At 56.0% G+C, this 21,002-nt stretch carries 17 protein-coding genes; 12 read left to right on the forward strand and 5 right to left on the reverse strand.

All coding sequences use genetic code 11. From position 1 onward, the window contains the following. Positions 1-8 precede the first annotated feature (8 nt). Positions 9-902, forward strand: a complete 894-nt coding sequence (hemQ, locus tag RB_RS20765; protein WP_011122608.1) for a hydrogen peroxide-dependent heme synthase — start codon at positions 9-11, stop codon at positions 900-902. Between the two features lie 62 nt (positions 903-964). Here hemQ and RB_RS20770 read toward each other — a convergent pair whose 3' ends face one another. Further along, on the reverse strand, positions 965-1,783 hold the full coding sequence (locus RB_RS20770) for a sugar phosphate isomerase/epimerase family protein (protein WP_007333052.1): 819 nt from the start codon (positions 1,781-1,783) through the stop codon (positions 965-967). Between the two features lie 260 nt (positions 1,784-2,043). Here RB_RS20770 and RB_RS20775 point away from each other — a divergent pair, with 260 nt between their 5' ends. Further along, a complete protein-coding gene (locus RB_RS20775) occupies positions 2,044-2,940 on the forward strand; it encodes a fumarylacetoacetate hydrolase family protein (RefSeq protein WP_164922304.1) in 897 nt (298 codons plus the stop codon). A 405-nt stretch (positions 2,941-3,345) separates the two neighbouring features. Here RB_RS20775 and RB_RS20780 read toward each other — a convergent pair whose 3' ends face one another. Next, positions 3,346-4,371 (reverse strand): IS110 family RNA-guided transposase, encoded by a 1,026-nt coding sequence (locus RB_RS20780; RefSeq protein WP_011118756.1) that lies wholly within the window; start codon positions 4,369-4,371, stop codon positions 3,346-3,348. Between the two features lie 674 nt (positions 4,372-5,045). Between RB_RS20780 and RB_RS20790 the strand changes: the two genes are divergently transcribed. The 3 genes from RB_RS20790 to RB_RS20800 all read left to right on the forward strand — a co-directional run bounded on the left by RB_RS20790 (position 5,046) and on the right by RB_RS20800 (position 8,314). Further along, positions 5,046-6,026, forward strand: coding sequence for a DUF1559 domain-containing protein (locus tag RB_RS20790; protein ID WP_011122612.1), 981 nt, complete (start codon positions 5,046-5,048; stop codon positions 6,024-6,026). Between the two features lie 23 nt (positions 6,027-6,049). Next, positions 6,050-6,505, forward strand: a complete 456-nt coding sequence (locus RB_RS20795; protein WP_231845843.1) for a hypothetical protein — start codon at positions 6,050-6,052, stop codon at positions 6,503-6,505. 117 nt (positions 6,506-6,622) lie between these two features. Then, complete coding sequence (locus tag RB_RS20800) at positions 6,623-8,314, forward strand: kelch repeat-containing protein (protein ID WP_011122614.1); 1,692 nt, start codon at positions 6,623-6,625, stop codon at positions 8,312-8,314. Between the two features lie 409 nt (positions 8,315-8,723). On the opposite strand, the gene cutA is transcribed toward RB_RS20800, so the two are convergent. Further along, entirely contained in the window at positions 8,724-9,104 is a 381-nt protein-coding gene (gene cutA, locus RB_RS20810) for a divalent-cation tolerance protein CutA (RefSeq protein WP_011122616.1), read from the reverse strand. Positions 9,105-9,404: 300 nt separating this feature from the next. Between cutA and dnaN the strand changes: the two genes are divergently transcribed. The 7 genes from dnaN to RB_RS20845 all read left to right on the forward strand — a co-directional run bounded on the left by dnaN (position 9,405) and on the right by RB_RS20845 (position 17,880). After that, a complete protein-coding gene (dnaN, locus tag RB_RS20815) occupies positions 9,405-10,727 on the forward strand; it encodes a DNA polymerase III subunit beta (protein ID WP_193427747.1) in 1,323 nt (440 codons plus the stop codon). Further along, positions 10,724-11,119, forward strand: a complete 396-nt coding sequence (locus RB_RS20820) for a DUF721 domain-containing protein (RefSeq protein ID WP_011122618.1) — start codon at positions 10,724-10,726, stop codon at positions 11,117-11,119. Before dnaN ends, RB_RS20820 begins: the two co-directional genes overlap by 4 nt. 302 nt (positions 11,120-11,421) lie before the next feature. Next, on the forward strand, positions 11,422-12,210 hold the full coding sequence (gene hisF / locus RB_RS20825; RefSeq protein WP_007325161.1) for an imidazole glycerol phosphate synthase subunit HisF: 789 nt from the start codon (positions 11,422-11,424) through the stop codon (positions 12,208-12,210). A gap of 114 nt (positions 12,211-12,324) precedes the next feature. Beyond that, positions 12,325-13,896 carry a bifunctional phosphoribosylaminoimidazolecarboxamide formyltransferase/IMP cyclohydrolase gene (gene purH / locus RB_RS20830; RefSeq protein WP_011122619.1) on the forward strand — a complete coding sequence of 524 codons (1,572 nt, stop codon included), beginning with the start codon at positions 12,325-12,327 and terminating at the stop codon, positions 13,894-13,896. 18 nt (positions 13,897-13,914) lie between these two features. Further along, positions 13,915-14,694 (forward strand): indole-3-glycerol phosphate synthase TrpC, encoded by a 780-nt coding sequence (gene trpC / locus RB_RS20835; RefSeq protein WP_011122620.1) that lies wholly within the window; start codon positions 13,915-13,917, stop codon positions 14,692-14,694. A 331-nt stretch (positions 14,695-15,025) separates the two neighbouring features. Continuing rightward, positions 15,026-16,480 carry a sulfatase family protein gene (locus tag RB_RS20840; protein WP_390174934.1) on the forward strand — a complete coding sequence of 485 codons (1,455 nt, stop codon included), beginning with the start codon at positions 15,026-15,028 and terminating at the stop codon, positions 16,478-16,480. Then, positions 16,477-17,880, forward strand: a complete 1,404-nt coding sequence (locus tag RB_RS20845; protein ID WP_164922306.1) for a sulfatase family protein — start codon at positions 16,477-16,479, stop codon at positions 17,878-17,880. The genes RB_RS20840 and RB_RS20845 overlap by 4 nt, the downstream gene beginning before the upstream one ends. A gap of 22 nt (positions 17,881-17,902) precedes the next feature. Here the strand turns inward: RB_RS20845 and RB_RS20850 are convergent, their stop codons facing one another. Further along, positions 17,903-20,203, reverse strand: a complete 2,301-nt coding sequence (locus tag RB_RS20850; RefSeq protein WP_011122624.1) for a serine/threonine-protein kinase — start codon at positions 20,201-20,203, stop codon at positions 17,903-17,905. Beyond that, positions 20,188-20,844 (reverse strand): sigma-70 family RNA polymerase sigma factor, encoded by a 657-nt coding sequence (locus RB_RS20855; RefSeq protein WP_007325155.1) that lies wholly within the window; start codon positions 20,842-20,844, stop codon positions 20,188-20,190. The genes RB_RS20850 and RB_RS20855 overlap by 16 nt, the downstream gene beginning before the upstream one ends. Between the last annotated feature and the right edge of the window lie 158 nt (positions 20,845-21,002).

The raw sequence follows: 21,002 nt of genomic DNA on the forward strand, positions 1-21,002 counted from the left end.
CGACCTCCATGACATCTGATCCATCGCAGTCACGTCCTTCCGCACCCTCTGCTGGCGGTCCCCCTCCAGGAGTCGGCCGGCCCGGGCATGCTCCTTTGCCCGAACCAAGTGTCATTCCAGAAGAAGGTTGGCATTGCGGTCACTACTTCTATCGATTCCGTCGTGAGATGTTTGATGGATCGATTGCACCAAATCATCGCGAACAATTTCTGGCGGCGCTCAATCCTACCGGTGATGCGGTCCCGGAACGTTTGGCTTCGTACTGGATCAGCGGTCATGAGTGCGACTTTGGCATCATGGTCATGGATCCAGATCCAGCCAAAGTGGATGGCATTCATCAAGCGATCATGGCACCGGGATTGGGCCGGCTGGTCGAACCCGCTTGGTCGTTTGTCTCGGTCAGCGAAGTGAGCGAATACGTTCCGTCGATTGAGGAATATCGCCAACGATTGATCAAAGAAGGCAATGCACCGGACTCACCTGAGTTGGCGGCGAAAGTGGGTGCCTATGAGCGACGTTTGCCGATGATGAATCGCAATCGGTTGCAACCCGAGATTCCGGATTGGCCTTCGGCGTGTTTCTATCCAATGAACAAGAGCCGGGTCCCAGGTGCCAATTGGTTCATGGAACCGTTCAGTGCTCGCAATCAAATGATGGCCGAACACGCCCAGAGCGGAATGGCTTTCGCGGGCAAGGTCAGCCAATTGATCTCCGTCGGCGTGGGACTGGACGATTGGGAATGGATGGTGACCTTGTGGGGTCGCAATCCTCAGTACCTCAAAGACATCGTTTACAAGATGCGATTCGATCAAGCGAGCGCGAAGTACGCTGAGTTCGGCCCGTTTTATGTGGGCTACAAAGCCGATGCGGACGCGATTTTGCAGCACTGCCGTTTGGTTTAATCTCAAACAGCGAAGCTGGTACGATTCTAGCTTTCAATCGATTGGTCTGGTGGCAACCGGACCTAGGTCGATTTGACGGGCCCGATGTTTTGGTCCAGGTACGATCGCGTGTGATCGAGAACCGACTCGTAGCTAAGCGGTTCAACGTCTTCGCCAATCAATTCCACTTCGATTGGACCTGCAAACCCCAATTCCAAAACTCGGTGGACGAGCGATTGAATTGGAACGCAGCCTTCACCCAAAAGGCAGCGGTTCATCTCTCCGAGTGGACTGTGTCGACCGTCGCCCAACTGCATCAAATGCATGAAAGGAACGACGTGCGGCAGCATATCGAGCACCCGGTCATCCATACCAACGTGATAGGTATCCAGCACGATCCCTAGGTTGGGACTGTCGACCATGTCGAGTATCTCGAGGGTCGACTCCAAATCGTTGACGAACGACCATTCCATGCCGCATCCGGCGTGAATTGGTTCCAAAGAAAGCTTCACGCCAAATTCTTCGGCGATGATCGCGAGGTGAGACAACGCGTCGCAAAGCGTCCGTCGAGCATGCTTGCGAATGTGGTTGTTGCGACCACCAGCCAACACGATCAATGTTTCGGCTCGCAATTCCGCGGCGTCGCGAACCGCGCTCATCGCGTCGCGAACAGCATCATCAAATCCTCGACCATCACTGCCGGTGAATCCACCGACCCAACTGAGCGAAGTGACTCGCAAGTTTGTTTCGGCCAACAACTCCACCGCTCGATCGATTCCTAAGTCATCAAGCTTCGGTCGAAACAAGCCAATGCCTTCGAAACCTCGGTTGGAATACGCTTGAGCGTCTTGCTCGAATTCCCATCGAAGAGTCGACAATTGGTTGATCGCCAAGGTGTTCATAGACGGTGGGAAGAGAGAGGATCGAACTCGCCCGCGGGAGCTCCAATGCAGTCGCGGGGATCGGAGTATGCCGACGCGTGGTCGCAGTGTAAAGATTCGTTTGGGCCTCTGCTGCCTTCCCCCAACAATTGAGTGGATCGTTATGGTATTGCTTGCAAAAGAAAAGATTTGCTAGCAAATCAACGGTTCATCTCGCCGTCAGTTTTGACTGCAACAGTTCACCTTCCCCCGCCTCTTTGCCACTTCGATTGGTTGCCCTCATGGTTGCTTTTTGCCGTTACGTTGATTCTTCCGGTGCCACACGGTTGGCGATTCGAAAAGAACCTGAAACACAACTGGCTCCGCGTCCCAAAGTTTGTCCCGTTGGCGATTTGATGGGTGCGGAGATCGAACAAAAATGGTTGCAAGGCAACACACTCTTTTCACTTGGCAAAACAGACTTCGATCAATTGCCAACGCCCACCGAAGCACAGTGGATCGATGCTCCCGATCAATTGTTGCCGCCGGTCACGTGCCCTGAAAAGATTCTTTGCATCGGTTTGAACTATCTCGATCACGCGATTGAAACGGGAGCCGAGAAACCATCGCTGCCGGTCGTGTTCAGCAAATTCAATTCGGCGCTGGTAGGGCACGGACAAGACATTGTGCTGCCAAAGATCAGCGACAAGGTCGACTACGAAGCGGAATTGGTCGTGGTCATCGGCAAAACCGTCCGTCACGTCGATGCCAACGAAGCGATGGATGCGGTCTTTGGATATGCGGTTGGTCACGATGTGTCATCGCGAGATTGGCAAAAAGGGCGTCCCGGTGGGCAATGGTTGGTTGGCAAATCGTTTGACACGTTTGCTCCGCTTGGTCCCGCCGTCGTCACCGCGGACGAGATTTCTGATCCAGGCAATCTCCCGATTCGATTGCACATCAATGGCGAAACACTGCAGGAGAGCAAAACCGACCAATTGATCTTCGATATTCCCGCGTTGATCGCCCACCTATCGAAATTCATGACACTGAAGCCCGGCGACCTAATCTTTACGGGAACTCCTTCAGGAGTGGGTGACGCACGTACACCTCCTCGATATTTGGCACCCGGTGACCGCTGTGTGGTCGAAATTGATGGCATCGGCCGATTGGAAAACACCTGCCAGGCGGAAGCCTGACCTCGAAGAATGCGGGAGTGTGACCTGACCTCTGTTTGAGTGAAACCAAAGTACATCGAGGCCGCGTTTTAGCGGGTTTCAGCCTTTGAGCACCTCTCCCGAAACAAAGTTTTGGGGGAGCGACCGTAATGAATCTGGCAAGTGTCAGCGATCAAAAATCATAAAATTTTTGATTCCATGGCGTTCTCTGCGCAGCATCTTAACGGCGGGCTCTTGGGTAAAAGCTCGCTTTGATTAAACTTGCAAACTGGTACCGCGTGGCAACACGCGAGTACGTCGGGCAGCCGGTTGTCGGGCTTGTTTCGATGCCCGGCTGCCCCCTTTTCACTTCGCGTGGTGGTTGCCTGTGGCGGTGCGACCTCGATCGGGCTCGGCGAAAGGGACTCGCGGCGACGCTTGGGTGGATTAGCAACAGGATTGCACCTCGGCCATGGAGGCGTACTTCGTTGCGTCAAAGGTTTCTTCGTTGCGAACCATTTGATTGAGCGTCGAAAGCATCTTCCGCATGCAAGCGACCATCGCCACCTTGAAGGGCTTGCCTTGGCGGCGAAGCCGTTCGTAAAACGCCTTGGTCGCCGGGTCGTGTCTGCGTGCCGAATTAGCCGCCATGTACATCGCGTTGCGTACGTCTTGTCGTCCGCCGCGAATCGGACGCTTGCCATCCTTCCTGCCACTCTGGTTGGCAATCGGACTGACGCCAACAAGCTTGGCCACCTGCTTTCGGTTCAGCGTTCCCAATTCAGGCAACCGAGTGAGCAGCACGCTCGCGGTGACTTTGCCGACACCGGTGTGACTGAGCAGGATATCGACCTTGGGATCCTCTTTGGCAAGCTCCTTGAGAATCTCATGGAGGCGTTTTTCAACGCTTTTGAGCTGCTTTTGGATGTTTTCCAACATCTCTTCAAGGAACTTGATTGCCTCGGCGTCATGGGTGTGTTCCAACCGCATCCGCTCCTGGCCACGCATCTTCAGCAATGCCTCACGTCGATTGACCAAGGCGGTATGGTGCTTCTGCTGAGCAGTGCGAGGAGCCGTCAGATGAACTTTGACATCCTGACCGAATTGGCAGAGCACACCTGCATCGATCTGGTCCGTTTTCTCCAGCCGGCCCTGACCTTTGGCAAAGTCTCGGACCTGTCGCGCGTTGACCACCGCGACGTCGACCGAATTGTCGTGAGCGGCGTCCATCATCAGTAAGTGGTAACTTGCTGTCGATTCGCAAATGATCAAAGTGCGAGAGGCTGGATCAATGTGATCGAGCAAATGCTTGTGGATGTGATCGAGGTCATTGTTGATCGAGCCGGTGATCTTCCCGTGCGAGTCACACAGGTCGAGTTTGTCTTTGGCGACGTCGACGCCAATGACCCGCTGGTAGCCGGTTCTCGAAAGAGTTGCTTCGTTGACGCTGATGGTTGTTGCTTCGCGATTCATCTTTCAAATCCCTGCCTAGTAAATGCGGTCTGGCTAAGAAGCCGACCTGGCGACCGTTCGGGTAAAAGAACTCGCTTGCGACCAAGCTCCCCCTCGTACTGGCGAACGCCGAATAAAGGGTCGAAAGCGATCTGCAAGCGAGCAACCATTTCGGCAGAGCGACTGCCCAATGGTCGTCACAGCGAATCGACTGACAAACAGTTAAAACTCAGCAACAGCGATATACTAGGTCGAGCGACGCCGTTCAGGCGTACGCGAGGGAGGGGGCCGAGCATGGAAAACGGCGCGGATTGCCCTCCCCCGGAAATCTCGCTGAACGCTCGCTTTCCGACCCCTCCCGCTGCACAGGCGAGGTTCTCAAGGGTACTGGCACTGCACTTAAAATCCGCGTGACCTTCTCCGCTGGAGTGGGTCCTGCATGAATGCAGCACCACTTTCAAAGCAAATTGGCTCAAAACGTCATTGCTGCGCAGTCAAAATGACGTCGAACCCCCTCCTCCTGGAGGGCTCCAGCGAACTTTCTTACCAGCCACGGTTGCAACAACCGTCAGAACAAGCATAATTAATGCGACTGATTCGCAATATCAGCATCGACGACGCAGCAAGCGACGAGCTCTTTCGCTCTCTAGCCAGCCACGCTCGATCCGTCCCGACCTTGGGACGTTTCCCGTTCTGTGACTTTCTGGCTGGAGAAAACCATGCCCATTTCTGCGCGCTTCCGCGCCCGTACTTCCGCGTTTGCATCCCCTTCCACTGATCTTGGCCGATCCGTCCCAACGATCTCGAACGCCCGAAGCCCGCGGCGACGAGCATTCACGTTGGTCGAACTTTTGGTGGTCATTGCCATCATCGGTGTGCTGGTCGGATTGTTGTTGCCCGCCGTTCAATCCGCTCGTGCCGCCGCTCGCCGGATGAGCTGCAGCAACAATCTCAAGCAGATTGGATTGGCACTTCACAACTACCACGGCACTTTCAAGAAGTTTCCCGAAGGTTCACGGCTGAGCAACTTCTTGGGCCCGTTGACGGCTGCCCTGCCGTTCTTGGAAGAAGCCAACACGTATCAACAATTTGACTTCAGCCGTTCGTACTCTGATCCCATCAATCAAGAAGTCGCGGCACAAACGATCGCAACCTATTTGTGCCCATCAATGGTTCTGCCTCGAAGCGTTCCGGACAGAGATCTGAATGAAACCGGTGGACCATCAAGCTATCTCGCGTGCGAAGGCACCGCCGCTTACATGCCCAAAGCTGATGGGATGTTTGGTTTGAACTGGACCGCCTACGGATACGACAATCCTGCCACCGGTTTTCGCGACTTAATCGATGGTAGCAGCAACACGATCGCATACGGCGAAACGACCTATGACATGGCCGACTATCTGTGGACCAGTCCCGCCAGTGTTGCAGGAACGGTGAAATGGGGAACCGCTCGTTGGGTGCTTGGTTACCCGAAGGTTTCTCTGGGCACCAGCCAGAAGGAACTCAACGTTCACAACGCTGCGAACAATGGCGGATTCCAAAGCATGCACGAAGGCGGTGTCTACTTCTTGTTTGGTGACGGCAGTGTTCGGTTCACGTCCGAGTCTCTTGATCGCGAATTGCTGAACGCGTTGGCCACCCGCAACGGTCGTGAAGTTGTCGAGGAAGCTCCGTGATCATGCGATGTGCAGATGTTTCCATGTCAGTTCGAACAATCACGAATGGGTTGAAACCACTTTGGGCGTTCAGCATTGCATGGATCTTGATTCTGTCCGCTGGTTGTTCTCAGGCACCTGAATCAGAACACGTGGCTATCTCAGGCGAAGTCACACTCGGTGGCAAACCGCTGCCCAGTGCGATGATCCGGTTCACCCCCGTTAAAACCGAGCCCGGACTTCACGACAGCGTTACCATGATTTCTGAGGGACACTTCGCTTTTGATTCGACCAACGGTCCCTCGCCGGGTGAACATCACGTGATCGTCACTCCCTTGGAACCTGAAATGAACGAAGCGGTGGCTGCCATGCAGAACGGTGATCGAGATCCACTGAACTCTCGAACCATCCCGGCACGCTATCGAAGCACCGGTCAACTGAAAGCAACGATTGACGCAGCCAACGTCCAACCATTGACGTTCGAGCTGACCAAGCGTTGAGAACGTGGACAACGATGCGTGCCGATATCGGCCACGTTGTCCCAGCCAACTGTCCAGTCGCCCCACCGAGCGACTCTTTCCCAAACAAAACAAATCCCTCCGTAACAATCAATCATCATGAAAATTTCTAAAAGACGACAACTGCTCGCATTGGCCTTGGTTCTTGGTGGGACCTCGTCAGCCTCCGCTCACTTCCCTTGGCTCGCCTCCGATTCCAATGGGCACGCGGTCATGTGGTTTGGTGAATCGACTGACGATCGCACTTACCCCATGCCCGAAGCGGTCCAGCAAATCGAGTTGCACAGCACCAACGCGTCGGCTGCTGGCAAAACGATTGAGATGAAACCGGTCGAAACAGATAACTTGGTCGGCATCCAAAGCCCGCAACCGATTCCGGAAGGCGACGAGATCGCTGGTTCGGTCACCTACGGTCTGTACCACGGGATGAAGCTGACCTACCACGTCGAACACCTGCCACAGGATGACGCGAAAGCTTGGCCCACCGATCCTCGGCCGGGGGCTGATTTGCAAACCGTCATCACATCGGCAAAGAATGGCGACATCGAAGTTCAGTTGCTTCGTGACGGACAACCTCTGCCCGAAACGGAAGTCAAACTATTTTGCGAAGACGGCCACGAAGCCGGAACCGAGACGACCAACAGCAACGGCCGCGTGTCATTTTCGTCCGACATCATCGAGCCCGGACTCAACTCGGTCATGGCGGGCATCACCGACAAGAACGCCAAGGGGGAACTCGGCGGCGAAGCGTACTCCAGCACCGCCGACTACCTGACCGCCTCGTTCCGTGTCTCATCGGAATCGTCCACGGCGAAAAAGCCAACCGAGTCTCCCAAGGTGATCGCTGATAGCGACGTGACGATCCAACCATCTGGACTGGCCGATCTGCCTGAGGAGCTGACCAGTTTCGGAGCCGCGTTCCTGAACGGAACGATCTATGCCTACGGCGGACACACCGGCAGCGCTCACTCTTATTCGACCGAAGAACAATCCAACCGCCTTTGGGCGTTGGACACCACCGAACCGAATGCGAAATGGGAAACGGTTGCGACCGGTCCTCGATTGCAAGGGTTGGCTTTGGTCGCTCATGGCGACCGACTGATTCGGATCGGTGGCTTCACAGCCGTCAACGACATTGGCGAAGAACACGACCTGCGATCGCAACCCGCCGTCGCCAGCTTTGATCCCAAGACGAAATCCTGGACCGAACTTCCCGCCCTGCCCGAAGGTCGATCCTCGTTGGACGCGGCGGTCCTCGGTGACACCGTTTACGTGTTCGGCGGTTGGAGTCTGAATGGCGAAAGCGAAGACAGCACCTGGCATCAAACGGCTTGGTCGCTGAACCTGACCAACCCCGATTCGGGATGGCAACCCGTCGCAACGCCCCCCTTCCAACGACGAGCGATCAGCGTCGCTGCTCATGACGGCAAACTGTTCGTCGTCGGTGGCATGCGATCCGAAGGCGGCCCGACCACCCGGGTTGATGTTTACGACCCGTCAGCCAAAACTTGGTCGGTGGCACCATCGCTGCCCGGATCCGGAATGGCTGGTTTTGGGTCCTCCGCTTTCGCCGCTGGAAGTCGTCTGTACGTCACCACGTTGGACGGATTTGTTCACCGATTGGCAGCCGATGGACAGGTCTGGGAAACGGTCGCGAAGGTCGAACCGGCCCGGTTCTTTCACCGCATGCTTCCCACCACTGACGACCGGTTGGTGATGCTCGGTGGAGCTAACATGCAGGAGGGCAAATTCACCTCCATCGACGCCATCCAAATCGGCGATTCGAAGTGACCTGAGCGGCCAACTTCGGCTCAGCCACGCTGCCCTTGCTGGCCTCCACCAAGAGAGGTCGTGCAGTTTTCAAGTGCCGTACTCGCGAGGTTGAAATCACCCTCCTGAACGCAGTTGGGGAGGGTCGGGATTCGAGCGTTCAGCGAGAATTCCGGGGAGGGCAATCCGCGCCGCTTCCCTTGCTCGGCCCTCACCCTCGCGTACGCCTGAACGGCGTCGCTCAACCTTTCCCAAACTTCGTTTCGGGAGAGGTAAGCCAATGCTGAAAACTGCATGACCTCGAGAGCCCGAGAGGGCGTTTTTGGTGCATCAACGTCGCCGTTCAGTTCCAGCCGAACGAACGACTTCTTCAGCGAGCCTCCATCCATTGGTCAGAGGCAAGGGGCCATTGAGCGGAGCCCATCTGCGATCACTCCGACGTTGATTCGTCGACCCATCGAGCGTATCCCGGCGACGCCTTCTCGACCGGCAAGGCGACGATCTGAGGTTCGTCGTAGGGATGGTTCTGGGCCAACCAATCGATCACCTGATCGGTTCGTTGGGAGATGGTTTTGATGACCACTCGGAACTCTTTTTCTGAACAGGACTGGCCGTCCCAAACGTAGTGGCTGATGATCGGTGAATCGATCTGCACGCATGCTGCCAAACGCTCCCGCAGCAACCCCTTCGCGATCGCTTCCGCCTGCTCGGAAGATTGCACGGTCGTCCACAAAACGGTCAGACGAGGCCCATCGAACGTCCTCGAAATGGACTTTTTTGGGTCGTTCTCAAATTCTTTTTTTGTGCTCATCGACCCTCGTTTTCACCCCAAAAACGCCTGTGGATAACCTGTCATTTCACTGTCTGAAGTCTGTCTGAAAATGTCTGACTTTTGGCAGCCATTGGCAAGTCACTGTCTGGGTGTGTTCGAAGTCGGTCCAACTTCAGACAGATTTGAGACATCCAAACGACAGGTTATCCACAATGCTTTAGTCGCTGTTTTGATCGTGTTTCGCGGGGTCATTTGAGTTTCAAACAACGCTTTCAGACACTCGGCGTCCACACATTACGACGACGACGGTAATTAAATTAGTAAGTTTTGATAGCAAACATGCTGGGAAGAACCGCCCAAGCTCACATGCGGTTTTGGGTCGTGTTCGAATCGGGGCCTTCGGTGGAGCTTTCAGGGGATGCCAATCCGAAGCGATCGCGTTACAACTTGGACCGCCCTGAGCAACGTGTTTGCCGCGAAGCATGTGGGGCTCGGCCGGCGGTTGTCGGCGTTCCTGCCCTGTCTCTTTTTTCAATCGCTCCGATGAAGATCACCTGCCAACGAGACATCCTCGCCAACGCTTTCGTCCTCGCAGCATCGATTGCTCCGAGCCGATCGCCGAAGGAGATTTTGCAGAACGTCAAAGTGACCGCCGCGGGCGACAAGATCACGCTGATGGCGACCGACCAAGAGGTCGGAATTCGGTTGGACGTTAGCGAGGGAATCGAGGTTGAAACCGAAGGCACGGCTCTGCTGCCAGTGGCCCGAACCGGGCCGATTCTGAGAGAGAGCAACGACGAGACGATCACGATCGAAACCGATGAAGCCGGCATCAAAATCTCGGGCAGCCGGAGCAAGTTTCGCTTGCCCGGAAACAACCCCGATGAGTTCCCCAGCGTCCACGAATTCGACGAGTCAAAGTACCACCAGATCAGCACTCGCACCTTTCGCGAAATGCTCCGCCGGACCGTCTTTGCGACCGACTCCGAAAGCAGCCGCTACGCCCTCGGTGGTGTGCTTTTGGAAATGGAAGAAAACTCCGTCATCGCGGTTGGAACCGACGGCCGGCGACTGGCCCGAATGGAAGGCACCGGCGAATCGGTTGGCGGCCACGCGACCAGTGGAATGACCACCATCGTGCCGACGCGAGCGATCGGATTGATCGAACGAGCCCTGAGCGAGAAGGACGATTTCGTCGAGGTCGCCTCTCGTGGAAACGACCTTCTGATCCGGACCCCACGGGCGGTCATCAGCAGCCGTTTGGTCGAAGGTCGCTATCCGAACTGGCGTCAGGTTTTGCCCCAACGAGAAAACGCGATTCAGATCGATGTGGTCGTCGGGCCCTTGTTCGCGGCCCTTCGCCAAGCCGCCATCGTGACCGACCTGGACAGCCGCGGAGTCGACTTCACTTTCGCCGACGGCACGTTGAAGCTGGAAGCCAAAACCGCCGACCTGGGTGAATCACAAATCGAATTGCCGATCGCCTACGACGGTGAGTCGATCACGTTGACAATGGACCATCGTTACCTGGCCGATTTCTGCAAAGTGATGGACAACGAGTCGACCGTCGTGATGGAAATCGAATCGGCGAAGTCACCCGCTCTGCTGCAGACCGACGACGGGTACGCTTACGTCATCATGCCGATGGCTCGTGATCGGTGATCGCCATGGGACAACCGCCTAAACCATCCGGCGGTGAATCCAGTCGCGGGGCGAATTCTTCAAAACGCCTGCCGCCCAAACTGGTCGAAGAGAAATCCGGCGGACCGCGAAAAATCGGCAGTCTGATTTCTCAATTGATGAGCCGACGCGGATACGCTTCCGTCGGGGCCGAGTCAGCTTTGACAGGGACAATCAAATCCGCCGTCGATGCTTCGATCGCTTCTTCGTTTCGAGTCGGCAAACTGCAACGCGGCGTGCTGATGATCTACGCGGTCGACAGCGTCGTCATGCAGGAGCTGACGTTTCAGAAACGCCGCATCTTGAAAAAGTTGGCCAAGGAACACCCGCAAGCCAAAATCCAGGATCTGCGTTTCAAGGTCCAAGCGGAGTAGTCCGAGGTTTGGGTTGTTCCAGCAATCACGATCCGCAGCGGAAGCAAGGCCGCGGTCGATGCCGCCGACGAGTAAGTGACCTGTCCTGACCGGCTGGCATCCTTGCGTTTTTGAAATCCGATTGGGTACGTTGATAAGCAGGTACGCAGGTGTCATCGGGTACGTGAGCCGCTTGGCGTTAGCCACGGTTCCCGCACTGAACCGGGGCGAATGCCCGAACGGCTAACGGAATTCAACCCGAATCATTCCAGCGTACCCGCTTAGCACCGCCCTGCTCGTCCGCCATTTCCACTGGATTCCCCATGCTTTCCGCTCGCGTCATTCCCTGCCTCGATGTCCATGGCGGACGCGTCGTCAAAGGCACCAACTTTGTGAACTTGCGAGATGCCGGTGACCCAGTCGAAGTGGCTCGGCGATACGAAGCCGAAGGGGCCGATGAATTGGTGTTCTTGGACATCACCGCCAGCCACGAAGAACGAGCGATCTTGTTGGATGTCGTTCGCCGTACCGCAGAACAGGTTTTCATGCCGCTGACCGTGGGCGGTGGCGTGCGAACGGTCGAGGATGTTCGAGCGTTGTTGTCGGCCGGTTGCGACAAGGTGTCCATCAACTCGTCAGCCGTGACCAACCCCGACTTCATCCGCCAAGCCGCCGATCGATTCGGGCGTCAGTGCATCGTGGTGAACATCGATCCCAAACGAGTCCAAAAAGACGGCGAAGAATTCTGGGAGGTGCACATCAACGGCGGTCGCAAACCGACCGGGCTGCAAGCGGTCCAGTGGGCCAAACGAGTCGAGGAACTGGGGGCCGGCGAGATTGTGCTGACCAGTATGGACGCCGACGGTACTTGCGACGGATATGACATTCCGATCACCCGAGCGGTCAGTGAAGCGGTGCGGATCCCAGTGGTCGCCAGTGGAGGAGCTGGAAATCCGGACCACTTGGTCGAGGCCATTCGCGATGGGAAGGCGGACGCGGTTCTGGCGGCCAGCATTTTCCACTTTGGCACCCACCCAATCGGACCGACCAAACAGCACATGGCCGAGGCTGGAATTCGGGTTCGGATGCCCGCAGAGCCTTTCGCCACATGAACGGATCGTCAACGGTGCCTTGACCGTCTTGGCGGTGGGAAGGAACATGGCGGTTTGAGTTGCCGGAAGCTGCTGTGGGGCTTTCAACCGTTTTCTTGAACCGAGTCGTTTACCGTGTCTGATGTGGTCCCCGTCCGTAACGCATTGATCAGTGTCAGCGACAAGATGGGGCTGGCAGATTTTGCCGCCGGATTGTCCGCCGCTGGAGTCACGATCTACAGCACCGGTGGGACTCGTGCCCACTTGGAACAATCCGGTATCAAGGTCGAAGATGTGGCCGAGTACACCGGTTTTCCGGAAATGCTGGATGGTCGCGTCAAAACGCTGCACCCGCGAATTTTCGCTGGCATCTTGGCTCGTCGCGACCTCGATGATCACATGGACACGATCGCTGATCATGACATCGAGCCATTTGATTTGGTCGTCGTGAATCTGTATCCATTCGCCGCAACGGTCAGTCGTTCGGGTGCGACTCGAGCCGAATGCATCGAGCAGATCGATATCGGTGGCCCCAGCCTTGTGCGAGCGGCTGCGAAAAACCATGGCGATGTCGCGATCGCTACCAGTCCCGAGCAATACGGCGACGTTCTCGATCAACTGGAAACGTTGGGCGGAACCACCGACGAGCTACGCACTCAGCTCGCCGCCGAAGCATTCGATCACACCGCCGGCTACGACCGAGCCATCGCCGATTACATGCAAGGCGATGCGGTGGGCGGCGAGTTCCCCGCTTCGATGCACGTGTCACTACGACGCAAAACCCAGTTGCGATACGGCGAAAACCCGCACCAACGAGCCGCGTTGTATTCCGATTCGTCGGATCGATCCGCGAACTTGGTGTCGGCTCGTCAGATCAGTGGCAAAGAGTTGTCTTACAACAACCTGCTGGACCTCGATGCCGCTCTCGACATCGCTCGCGGTTTTGCCGAACCAGCGGTCTCTGTCATCAAGCACAACAACCCCTGTGGTGCTGCAACCGGTGACACTCTTTCCGAAGCGGTCGACAAAGCCATGGCTGGTGACCCGCTGTCAGCCTTTGGTTCCGTCATTGGCATGAACCGAACGCTCGATGAAGCGACGGCCGAATTTTTGTGTCAGCCCGGATTGTTCATCGAAGCCATCGTCGCACCCGATTTCGAAGCCGGTGCGGTCGGGCTGCTGACAACCAAACCGCGTTGGAAAGACAACGTTCGCTTGATGCAAGTTGGTCGCTTGGACGAACCCGCTCGCAAAGTGTCGCGGCGATTCATCAGCGGCGGCATGTTGGTGCAAGACGCCGACCGCATGGTCAGCTCACCTTTGCAGTGGAACACCGTCACGGAAACACCCGTCGATGATGACCTGTGGGACGACATTTCCTTTGGTTGGGAAATGGTTCGTCATGTGAAGAGCAACGCGATCGTGCTGGCCAAAGACACATCGTTGATCGGCGTGGGTGCCGGCCAAATGAGCCGCGTCGACAGCGTCGAGATCTCGATCAAGAAAGCCGCAGAGCGTTCCGAAGGATCGATTCTCGCGTCCGATGCGTTCTTCCCCTTTCCCGATTCGATCGAAGCAGCCGCGAAAGCGGGCGTGCTGGCTATCATTCAACCCGGCGGTTCGCGTCGCGATGACGAAGTGATTGCCGCCTGTGACGAACACGAAATCGCGATGGTCTTCACCGGTCGTCGTCACTTCAAACACTGATCGACCGATAGCATTGCGATGACGATTCTCGACGACATCCTGGTAAAAACCCGCCAAGTCATCGCGCGTGATCAAGCTTCCGTGCCCGCCGCGGAACTCGTCGCGGCGGCGAAGGATCTTCCCGTGTGCCGAGACTTTCACGGTTCGCTCGCGGCCACCGATCAAGTTCGCTTGATCGCCGAAGTCAAACGAGCCAGTCCTTCCGCCGGCCTGATTCGCGAAGACTTCGACCCACCAACGATCGCCAAGTCGTACGAAGACGGGGGAGCCGCTTGCATCAGCGTGCTCACCGACGAACCCTTCTTCCAAGGCTCATTGGACTATCTCCGCCAAGTCCGCTCGGCAGTTGATTTGCCAATCCTTCGCAAGGACTTCATCGTCGATCCCTATCAACTGCTGCAGGCCCGCGTCGCCGGTGCCGATGCGGTGTTGTTGATCGCCGAATGTCTCTCGCCTCAGCAATTGATCGAGATGGATGAGCAAGCCTCCGAGTTGGGCCTGCAAACGCTGATCGAACTCTACGAGCCTGAGAACCTGGCTCCGGTTCTGGCAACCAAGACCCGATTGGTTGGAATCAACAACCGAGACCTGCGAACTTTCGAAACTGATCTGCAACACTGTGTTCGCTTGGCGGCGGACATTCCTTCGGACCGATTGGTGGTCGGTGAAAGCGGCATCCGAACCGCGGCCGACGTCGCAATGTTGAAAGCCGGCGGCATCAAAGCCATCTTGGTCGGCGAATCGCTGATGCGTCAGCCCGACATCACGATCGCTACGAAGGCGTTGCTCGCCAGCTGAGGAGGTCGTGGATCAAGGCGGGTGGGTCTCGGGGCTCTCTCGGCGCTATTCACGCGCATTCGCCCCGGAGGATGTCGATTTTATTACTGACGCATCTGGCCGTAGCGGAAGTCGCCAAGACTTTCGGCGAATAACGGTGCAGGCCGAAACTCTTGGCGAGTTCCGCTACCTCACTCGTTGAATCGACGCCCCGGAGGGGGCCGTCGTGGATGTGCGGTCTGAAGGCACGATCCTTTGCTGCTTCGTCTGGCAGCAGTGGCTATGATGGACCGCAGCCCACCGGTTCCTTCGCCTGGCAGGAACCGTCCTCCCTCCTTTGCAAGGCGAGTTCATGTCATCCAGAAGCGCTTTCCCGATTCCTCGCTGCCAATCCATTGTGCTCGGCCTCGCGGGGTTTCTCGCACTGCTTGGTAGCCACAGCTCGGCTGCTGAGTCGACCGACACGACCGAGAAGCCCAACGTCATCGTGATCTTCACCGATGATCAAGGTTACAACGATTTGGGATGTTATGGTTCACCCAATATCAAGACTCCAAACCTTGATCGCTTGGCCAGCGAAGGACGTCGCTACACCAGCTTCTACTCAGCGTGTTCGGTGTGTTCGCCTTCGCGAGCGGCGTTGCTAACGGGCTGCTATCCCAAGCGGGTTGGATTGCATCAGCATGTCTTGTTCCCGCAGAGCACTTATGGATTGCATCCGGATGAGGTCACCATCGCGGACCATTTGAAGTCAGCCGGTTACGCCACCGCTTGCGTTGGCAAATGGCATCTTGGTCACCACAAGGAAACGCTGCCAACATCCAACGGCTTTGACTCTTACTATGGGATTCCGTATTCCAATGACATGAATCATCCCGACAACAAACGACTCGGCAAGATGTCGTCGGATGATCGTTGGACGGACCAGTCCTCTGCGGTGACTCTGTGGAACACACCGTTGGTGCAAGATGAAGAGATCATCGAACTGCCCGTTGATCAAAGGACCGTTACCCGCCGGTACACGGATCGGGCCATCGAGTTTGTCGAAGCAAACCAAGACAAACCGTTCTTCTTGTACCTGCCTCATTCCATGCCGCACATTCCTTTGTATGTGCCGGAGGACGTTTACGATCCCGATCCACAAAATGCATACAAGTGCGTGATCGAGCACATCGACACGGAAGTGGGGCGTCTGGTTCAAACCGTCCGTGATCTTGGTTTGTCAGAAAAGACGCTGATCGTTTACACCAGCGACAACGGACCTTGGTTGCAATTCAAAAACCATGGCGGAAGTGCCGGTCCCTTGCGAGCCGGAAAAGGCACCACGTTTGAAGGAGGCCAGCGAGTGCCTTGCATCATGTGGGCACCAGGACGCATTCCTGCGGGCACATCCAGCAACGCTTTCGCGACCAACATGGACCTGCTTCCCACCATCGCTTCGTTCACGGGCGTCGCACTGGAGAACGATCGAAAGATCGACGGGATCGACTTGACGTCGACTTTCACATCGGACGAGTCTGCCCGGGATGAATTCGTCTTCTATTCCGCACATGGTGTGCTTGAAGGTATTCGGATGGGCGATTGGAAATATCTGCGACAGGTAGCGCGTCGAGGTCCGAATGCGAAGGGACCGAAGCCCGAACCAAAGGTCTTTCTGTTTGATTTGTCACAGGACATCGGTGAGAAGAATAACCTTGTTGAACAACAACCCGAACGCGTGCAGAAAATGCATGCTCGCATGGAAGAATTGAACGAAGAGATCACGGCGAATGCTCGCCCTGTTTGGCGAAAGAAGGTGAACTCATGATTCGGTTGTTATTCTCGCTATCGGTCTTTGTTGTCTCGCTTTTCTTGATGGGAAAAGCTGCGACAGCGAATGAACAGCCAAACTTGGTCTTTGTCATCGCCGATGATTGCACCTTTCGAGATATTGGTTGCTACGGTGGCCAAGCCCACACACCACGTATCGATGCGTTGGCGGATGAAGGAATGCGGTTCACCCGTTGCTTCCAATCCGTCGCGATGTGCTCGCCAACCCGGCACAGCATTTATTGCGGTCAGTACCCGGTGAAATCAGGTGCCTACCCGAATCACACGTTTGTCCCGGAAGGAACCGATAGCGTGGTTCAGTTCCTGCAACCATTGGGTTATCAGGTCGCACAGAGTGGGAAACGACACATCGCACCACCATCGGTTTTCAATTGGGAGCAGTTGCCGGGCAACTCCAACCCCGACTTTGAGGCGGTGGAAGAGTTCGTGAAAGCGTGCTCTGAAACCGAACAACCGTTCTGCCTGTTCTTATGTTCCAACGAACCTCACACACCTTGGAACAAAGGCGATGCTTCCCGCTACGATCCTGCGACACTCGAGTTGCCGCCCTACATTCTGGACACACCCGAAACTCGCGATGGGATGTCTCGCTACCTGGCTGAGATCACCTACTTCGATTCGCAGGTGGGAGAGGCCATCGATTTGCTTGACCAATACAAAGTCGCCGACAACACCCTGTTGATCGTCGTCAGCGAACAAGGCAATTCGATGCCATTTGCGAAATGGACTTGTTATGACAGCGGGCTGCAATCAGGTTGCATCGTCCGTTGGCCAGGGCATGTCGAAGCCGGATCGACGAACGATGCCATGATCGAGTACATCGACTTTCTTCCGACATGGATCGAGGTGGCCGGTGGCGATCTCAGTTCCGAGATGGCAGCGAAACTCGACGGAAAAAGTTTGCTACCTGTTTTGGCTGGCAAGCAAACTCATAAAAACCTGGTGTTTGGGGAGATGACCACACGAGGAATCAACAACGGTTCCGAGTACTACGGCATTCGGAGCGTCCGATCGGAACGTTACAAGTACATTTGGAACTTCACCCCGGAGGTGACTTTCCAAAATGCTTGCACGAGTTCGAAAGAGTTTGTCAGTTGGAAACGCGAAGCGGAAGCTGGAAACGCGAAAGCGATTAAGCTGGTCGAGCGTTACACACAGCGTCCCAAAATCGAGTTTTACGATCTCGCGAATGACCCGTTGGAACTGAACAACCTGGCCGCCGATCCAGCTCATTATGAGACAATGCGATCCTTGAGAATGGAACTCGATCAATGGATGCAGCATTGCGGCGACAAAGGCCAAGCGACCGAATTGGACGCCCTCAATCACATGAAACGCGGCCAATCCAAACGGAAAAAGAAGCAAGCGAAATCTTGACCAGAACGCAACTCAGTTGGTTTCACTGAGTGTTGGCTAAACGAGCTTCCAAGTCGTCGTAGTAGCGTCGCGAGATGCGGTGGAAGGCGAGGCCTTGCCATTCGGCCGCTTGTCGCGCGGGGATCAACCCGACGATGGAAGGTTCTTCGTAGAGTGCTTGCAGCGTGCTCTCGATCAACGGATCAGGAGCTGAATCTCGGCAGACAAGAAACGCGGTGGTTCCGACCGTGTGAATTCCCGATGGAGGAATGCTCGAACCCGCGTACGCATCGGTCGCGATCGTCATCGCGTGCAACGTTGGATGCTGCAGCGCGATCGAAACGCCATCGGGTAGCGGCAGCAAATGCCATCGCTGTTCTGCCAACATTCGAGTGACTAGATCACTGCCGACGCCGATGCAAATGATCGCGGCTTCCGCAGAAACTTTCGGATTGGTTTCTTGCAGTGTGTCCCATGGCATTTCGACGCGAGGTGAAACGGATTCGGACAATCCCAGCGACTCTAGCACCATTTCAGCGGCTCGACGGGAACCACTGCCATGAGGCCCCACGGCAATGCGTTGTCCCGAGAGATCTTCGACGGAATCAATTTCACTATCGTCGCGAATGAGAACGTGGACCGCTTCGTAGAACAATGGTGCGACCACACGAAGTGTTTCACCGTTGACCGCGGTCGCTTGGATGGGTGCCAACTCAAATTCACCAGCGATCAATCGTTCGCGATTGTCCCATGTGCCATTGGTTCCAATGACTTCGCAAGGAACCGACGTTTGTGACTGCAATGTTTTCGACAGCTGTTCGGAGACGCGATTGTACAGACCACCGGGAAGACCACCGGCAATTCGAATTTGAGTCGGCATCGCGTTGTTGATTCGTTGCTGCCAAACCAAACCGCCAAACAACAACAGCGGAAGAATCAGCGAAGCCGACAAGATTCCATTTTGAAAGCGACGTTGTCCGACCGGGGTGCCAGACGTTTGGCGACCCGTGACCGCGGCGACCACGGGAACTTGCCCGAACCAATCAACGACCTTGCGGGCTCGACTTCGAGAACGAGCATGAATGGTTTGTCCGCACAAAAACCGATTCAGATCATCAGCCAAGTTCTTAGCAGTTTTGTAGCGATCCTTGGGCTGCTTTTCCAAGCATTTAGCAACGATCACTTCCAGATCCGACTCCGCTTCCGGACACACCGATCGCAGAGTCGGCGGAGGTTGATGAGCAACCTTCAACAACGTTTGCATCACGGTGTCGCCAACAATTGGCGGTCTCGAAGTGATCGCCGCAAATAGGATCGCACCGAGTGAGTAGATGTCACTGTGATGGGTCACACGATCGCTGTGTCCGAGAGCTTGCTCGGGAGCCATGTAGTGAGGCGTTCCCACCGCGGCACCGCTGCCCGTCACGCTGCTGTCCGCATCGGTGTGCTTTGCCAAACCGAAATCGGTCACGTGGACCTGGCCGGATGGGTCGATCAGCACGTTACCGGGCTTGAGATCGCGATGCAGGACTCCGCGGCTGTGTGCATGATGAATGGCGTGAGCCACATCGCGAACGATCTCAGCGGCACGTCGAGACGGCAACGGGCCTTTGGCGAGCACCTTTTGGAGGTCTTCTCCCTCGACGTACTGCATCGAGAAGAAATGGTGGCCAGCACGGCGTCCAAATTGGTGAACGGCAACGATGTTGGGATGTTTGAGCTTCGCGGCGGCCTTGGCTTCGGTGTAAAAGCGTTTGACTTCATCTTGTCCCGCCAAAATACCGCTGCGGATCATCTTTACCGCAACCAACCGGTCCAGTTCCCGTTGCTTGGCCAGGTAGACCACACCCATCCCACCAACGCCCAAGACTTTGAGCAGCTGATAGTCACCCAGATCAAACGGCAGCGACGGACCCGAATCGCCCTGTGATCGATTGGCCATCGGCAACGTCAAATTGGGATCCACATTGGAGTGTTCGCCCAACCCGTCAGCCGACAACGCGGTGCCGATTCCAATCGTGTCCGCCATGTCGGTTTGCACGTCGATCTGGCTGGCCGTTGATGCCAACTGAGCCGCTTGGTCGCTGATCTCCGCATCGGGTGGCAGCGTTATGGGTTCTGTCCATGGACCTGACGTTCCCTTGGCATCCGACCCGGCCATTGAAAACGTTCCGATCAAGTCAGCAGCATCCATCAATTCGCGAAGTTGATCGGCGTGTTCGGGGTGCTGGTTGAGAAAGTCATCTCGTGACGTCAGTTCCCCTGTGTCGCATGCGGACAGGTACAAAGCGAAGATCTCATCCAAGTCGTCTTCGTTGGACTCAGCCATCACGTCTTCCACCATGGACTGCTGCCGGTGTCCAAAATCGTGCGAAGCTTTTTCAAACCGCGTTTGAGCAATCCGGCGACCGCGGTTTCGCTCTTGTCCATTCGGTCGACGATCTCTTTCAACGACAAGCCTTCCATGTAACGCAAACGAATCGCCTCAGCTTGCGTTTCTGGAAGTTCGTGCAGTGCTTGCATCATCGCGCTGACGGCCTCTTGTCGAACCGCGACGCCGCTCGGGCTGGTTTTGGCTCCGGGCATCTGTGCGATCCAGTTGTCCGGCTGACTGCCATCGCCACCGGCCCCTCCGGCATGCACTTCTTTCTTGGTCGAACGTTTTTGAGTCATCACGTGATGAGCGACCGCTGATGCAACATTGTTTTTCAGCATGCCACGCAACCAGCCCGCGAACTCACCCGCCGATTCACCTCGAAAAGCATGCAGGTCACGTTTGGCTTCCAAAAACGTGACTTGCACCAAATCCGCAGGATCGATTCGCCGGCGAAGTTGATCGCTGAGATACCGATGGGCCAGCATCAACAGATACCCTCGATAGCGCAGCATCAGTCGACCCAACGCTTCGTTGTCGCCTCCTTTGGAAGCGATCACCAAAGCGGTCGTGGTGTCTGATGATGTCGAATTGGAAGGCGATCGGTTCAACAGAAATCTCTCAGCAAAAACGGTGTCTGTCAGTCTAATCCAGTTTCACCGCCTGGTTGATCTCCCGCCGGACTAGGTTTGGTGAAAGAACGTGGTGCAACTGTCAATCATGGCGTTTTCAGATCCCGATGTGGACCGATTCTCGGTTCAGCTCCGAT

Source organism: Rhodopirellula baltica SH 1 (genome assembly GCF_000196115.1).
GTDB lineage: Bacteria > Planctomycetota > Planctomycetia > Pirellulales > Pirellulaceae > Rhodopirellula > Rhodopirellula baltica.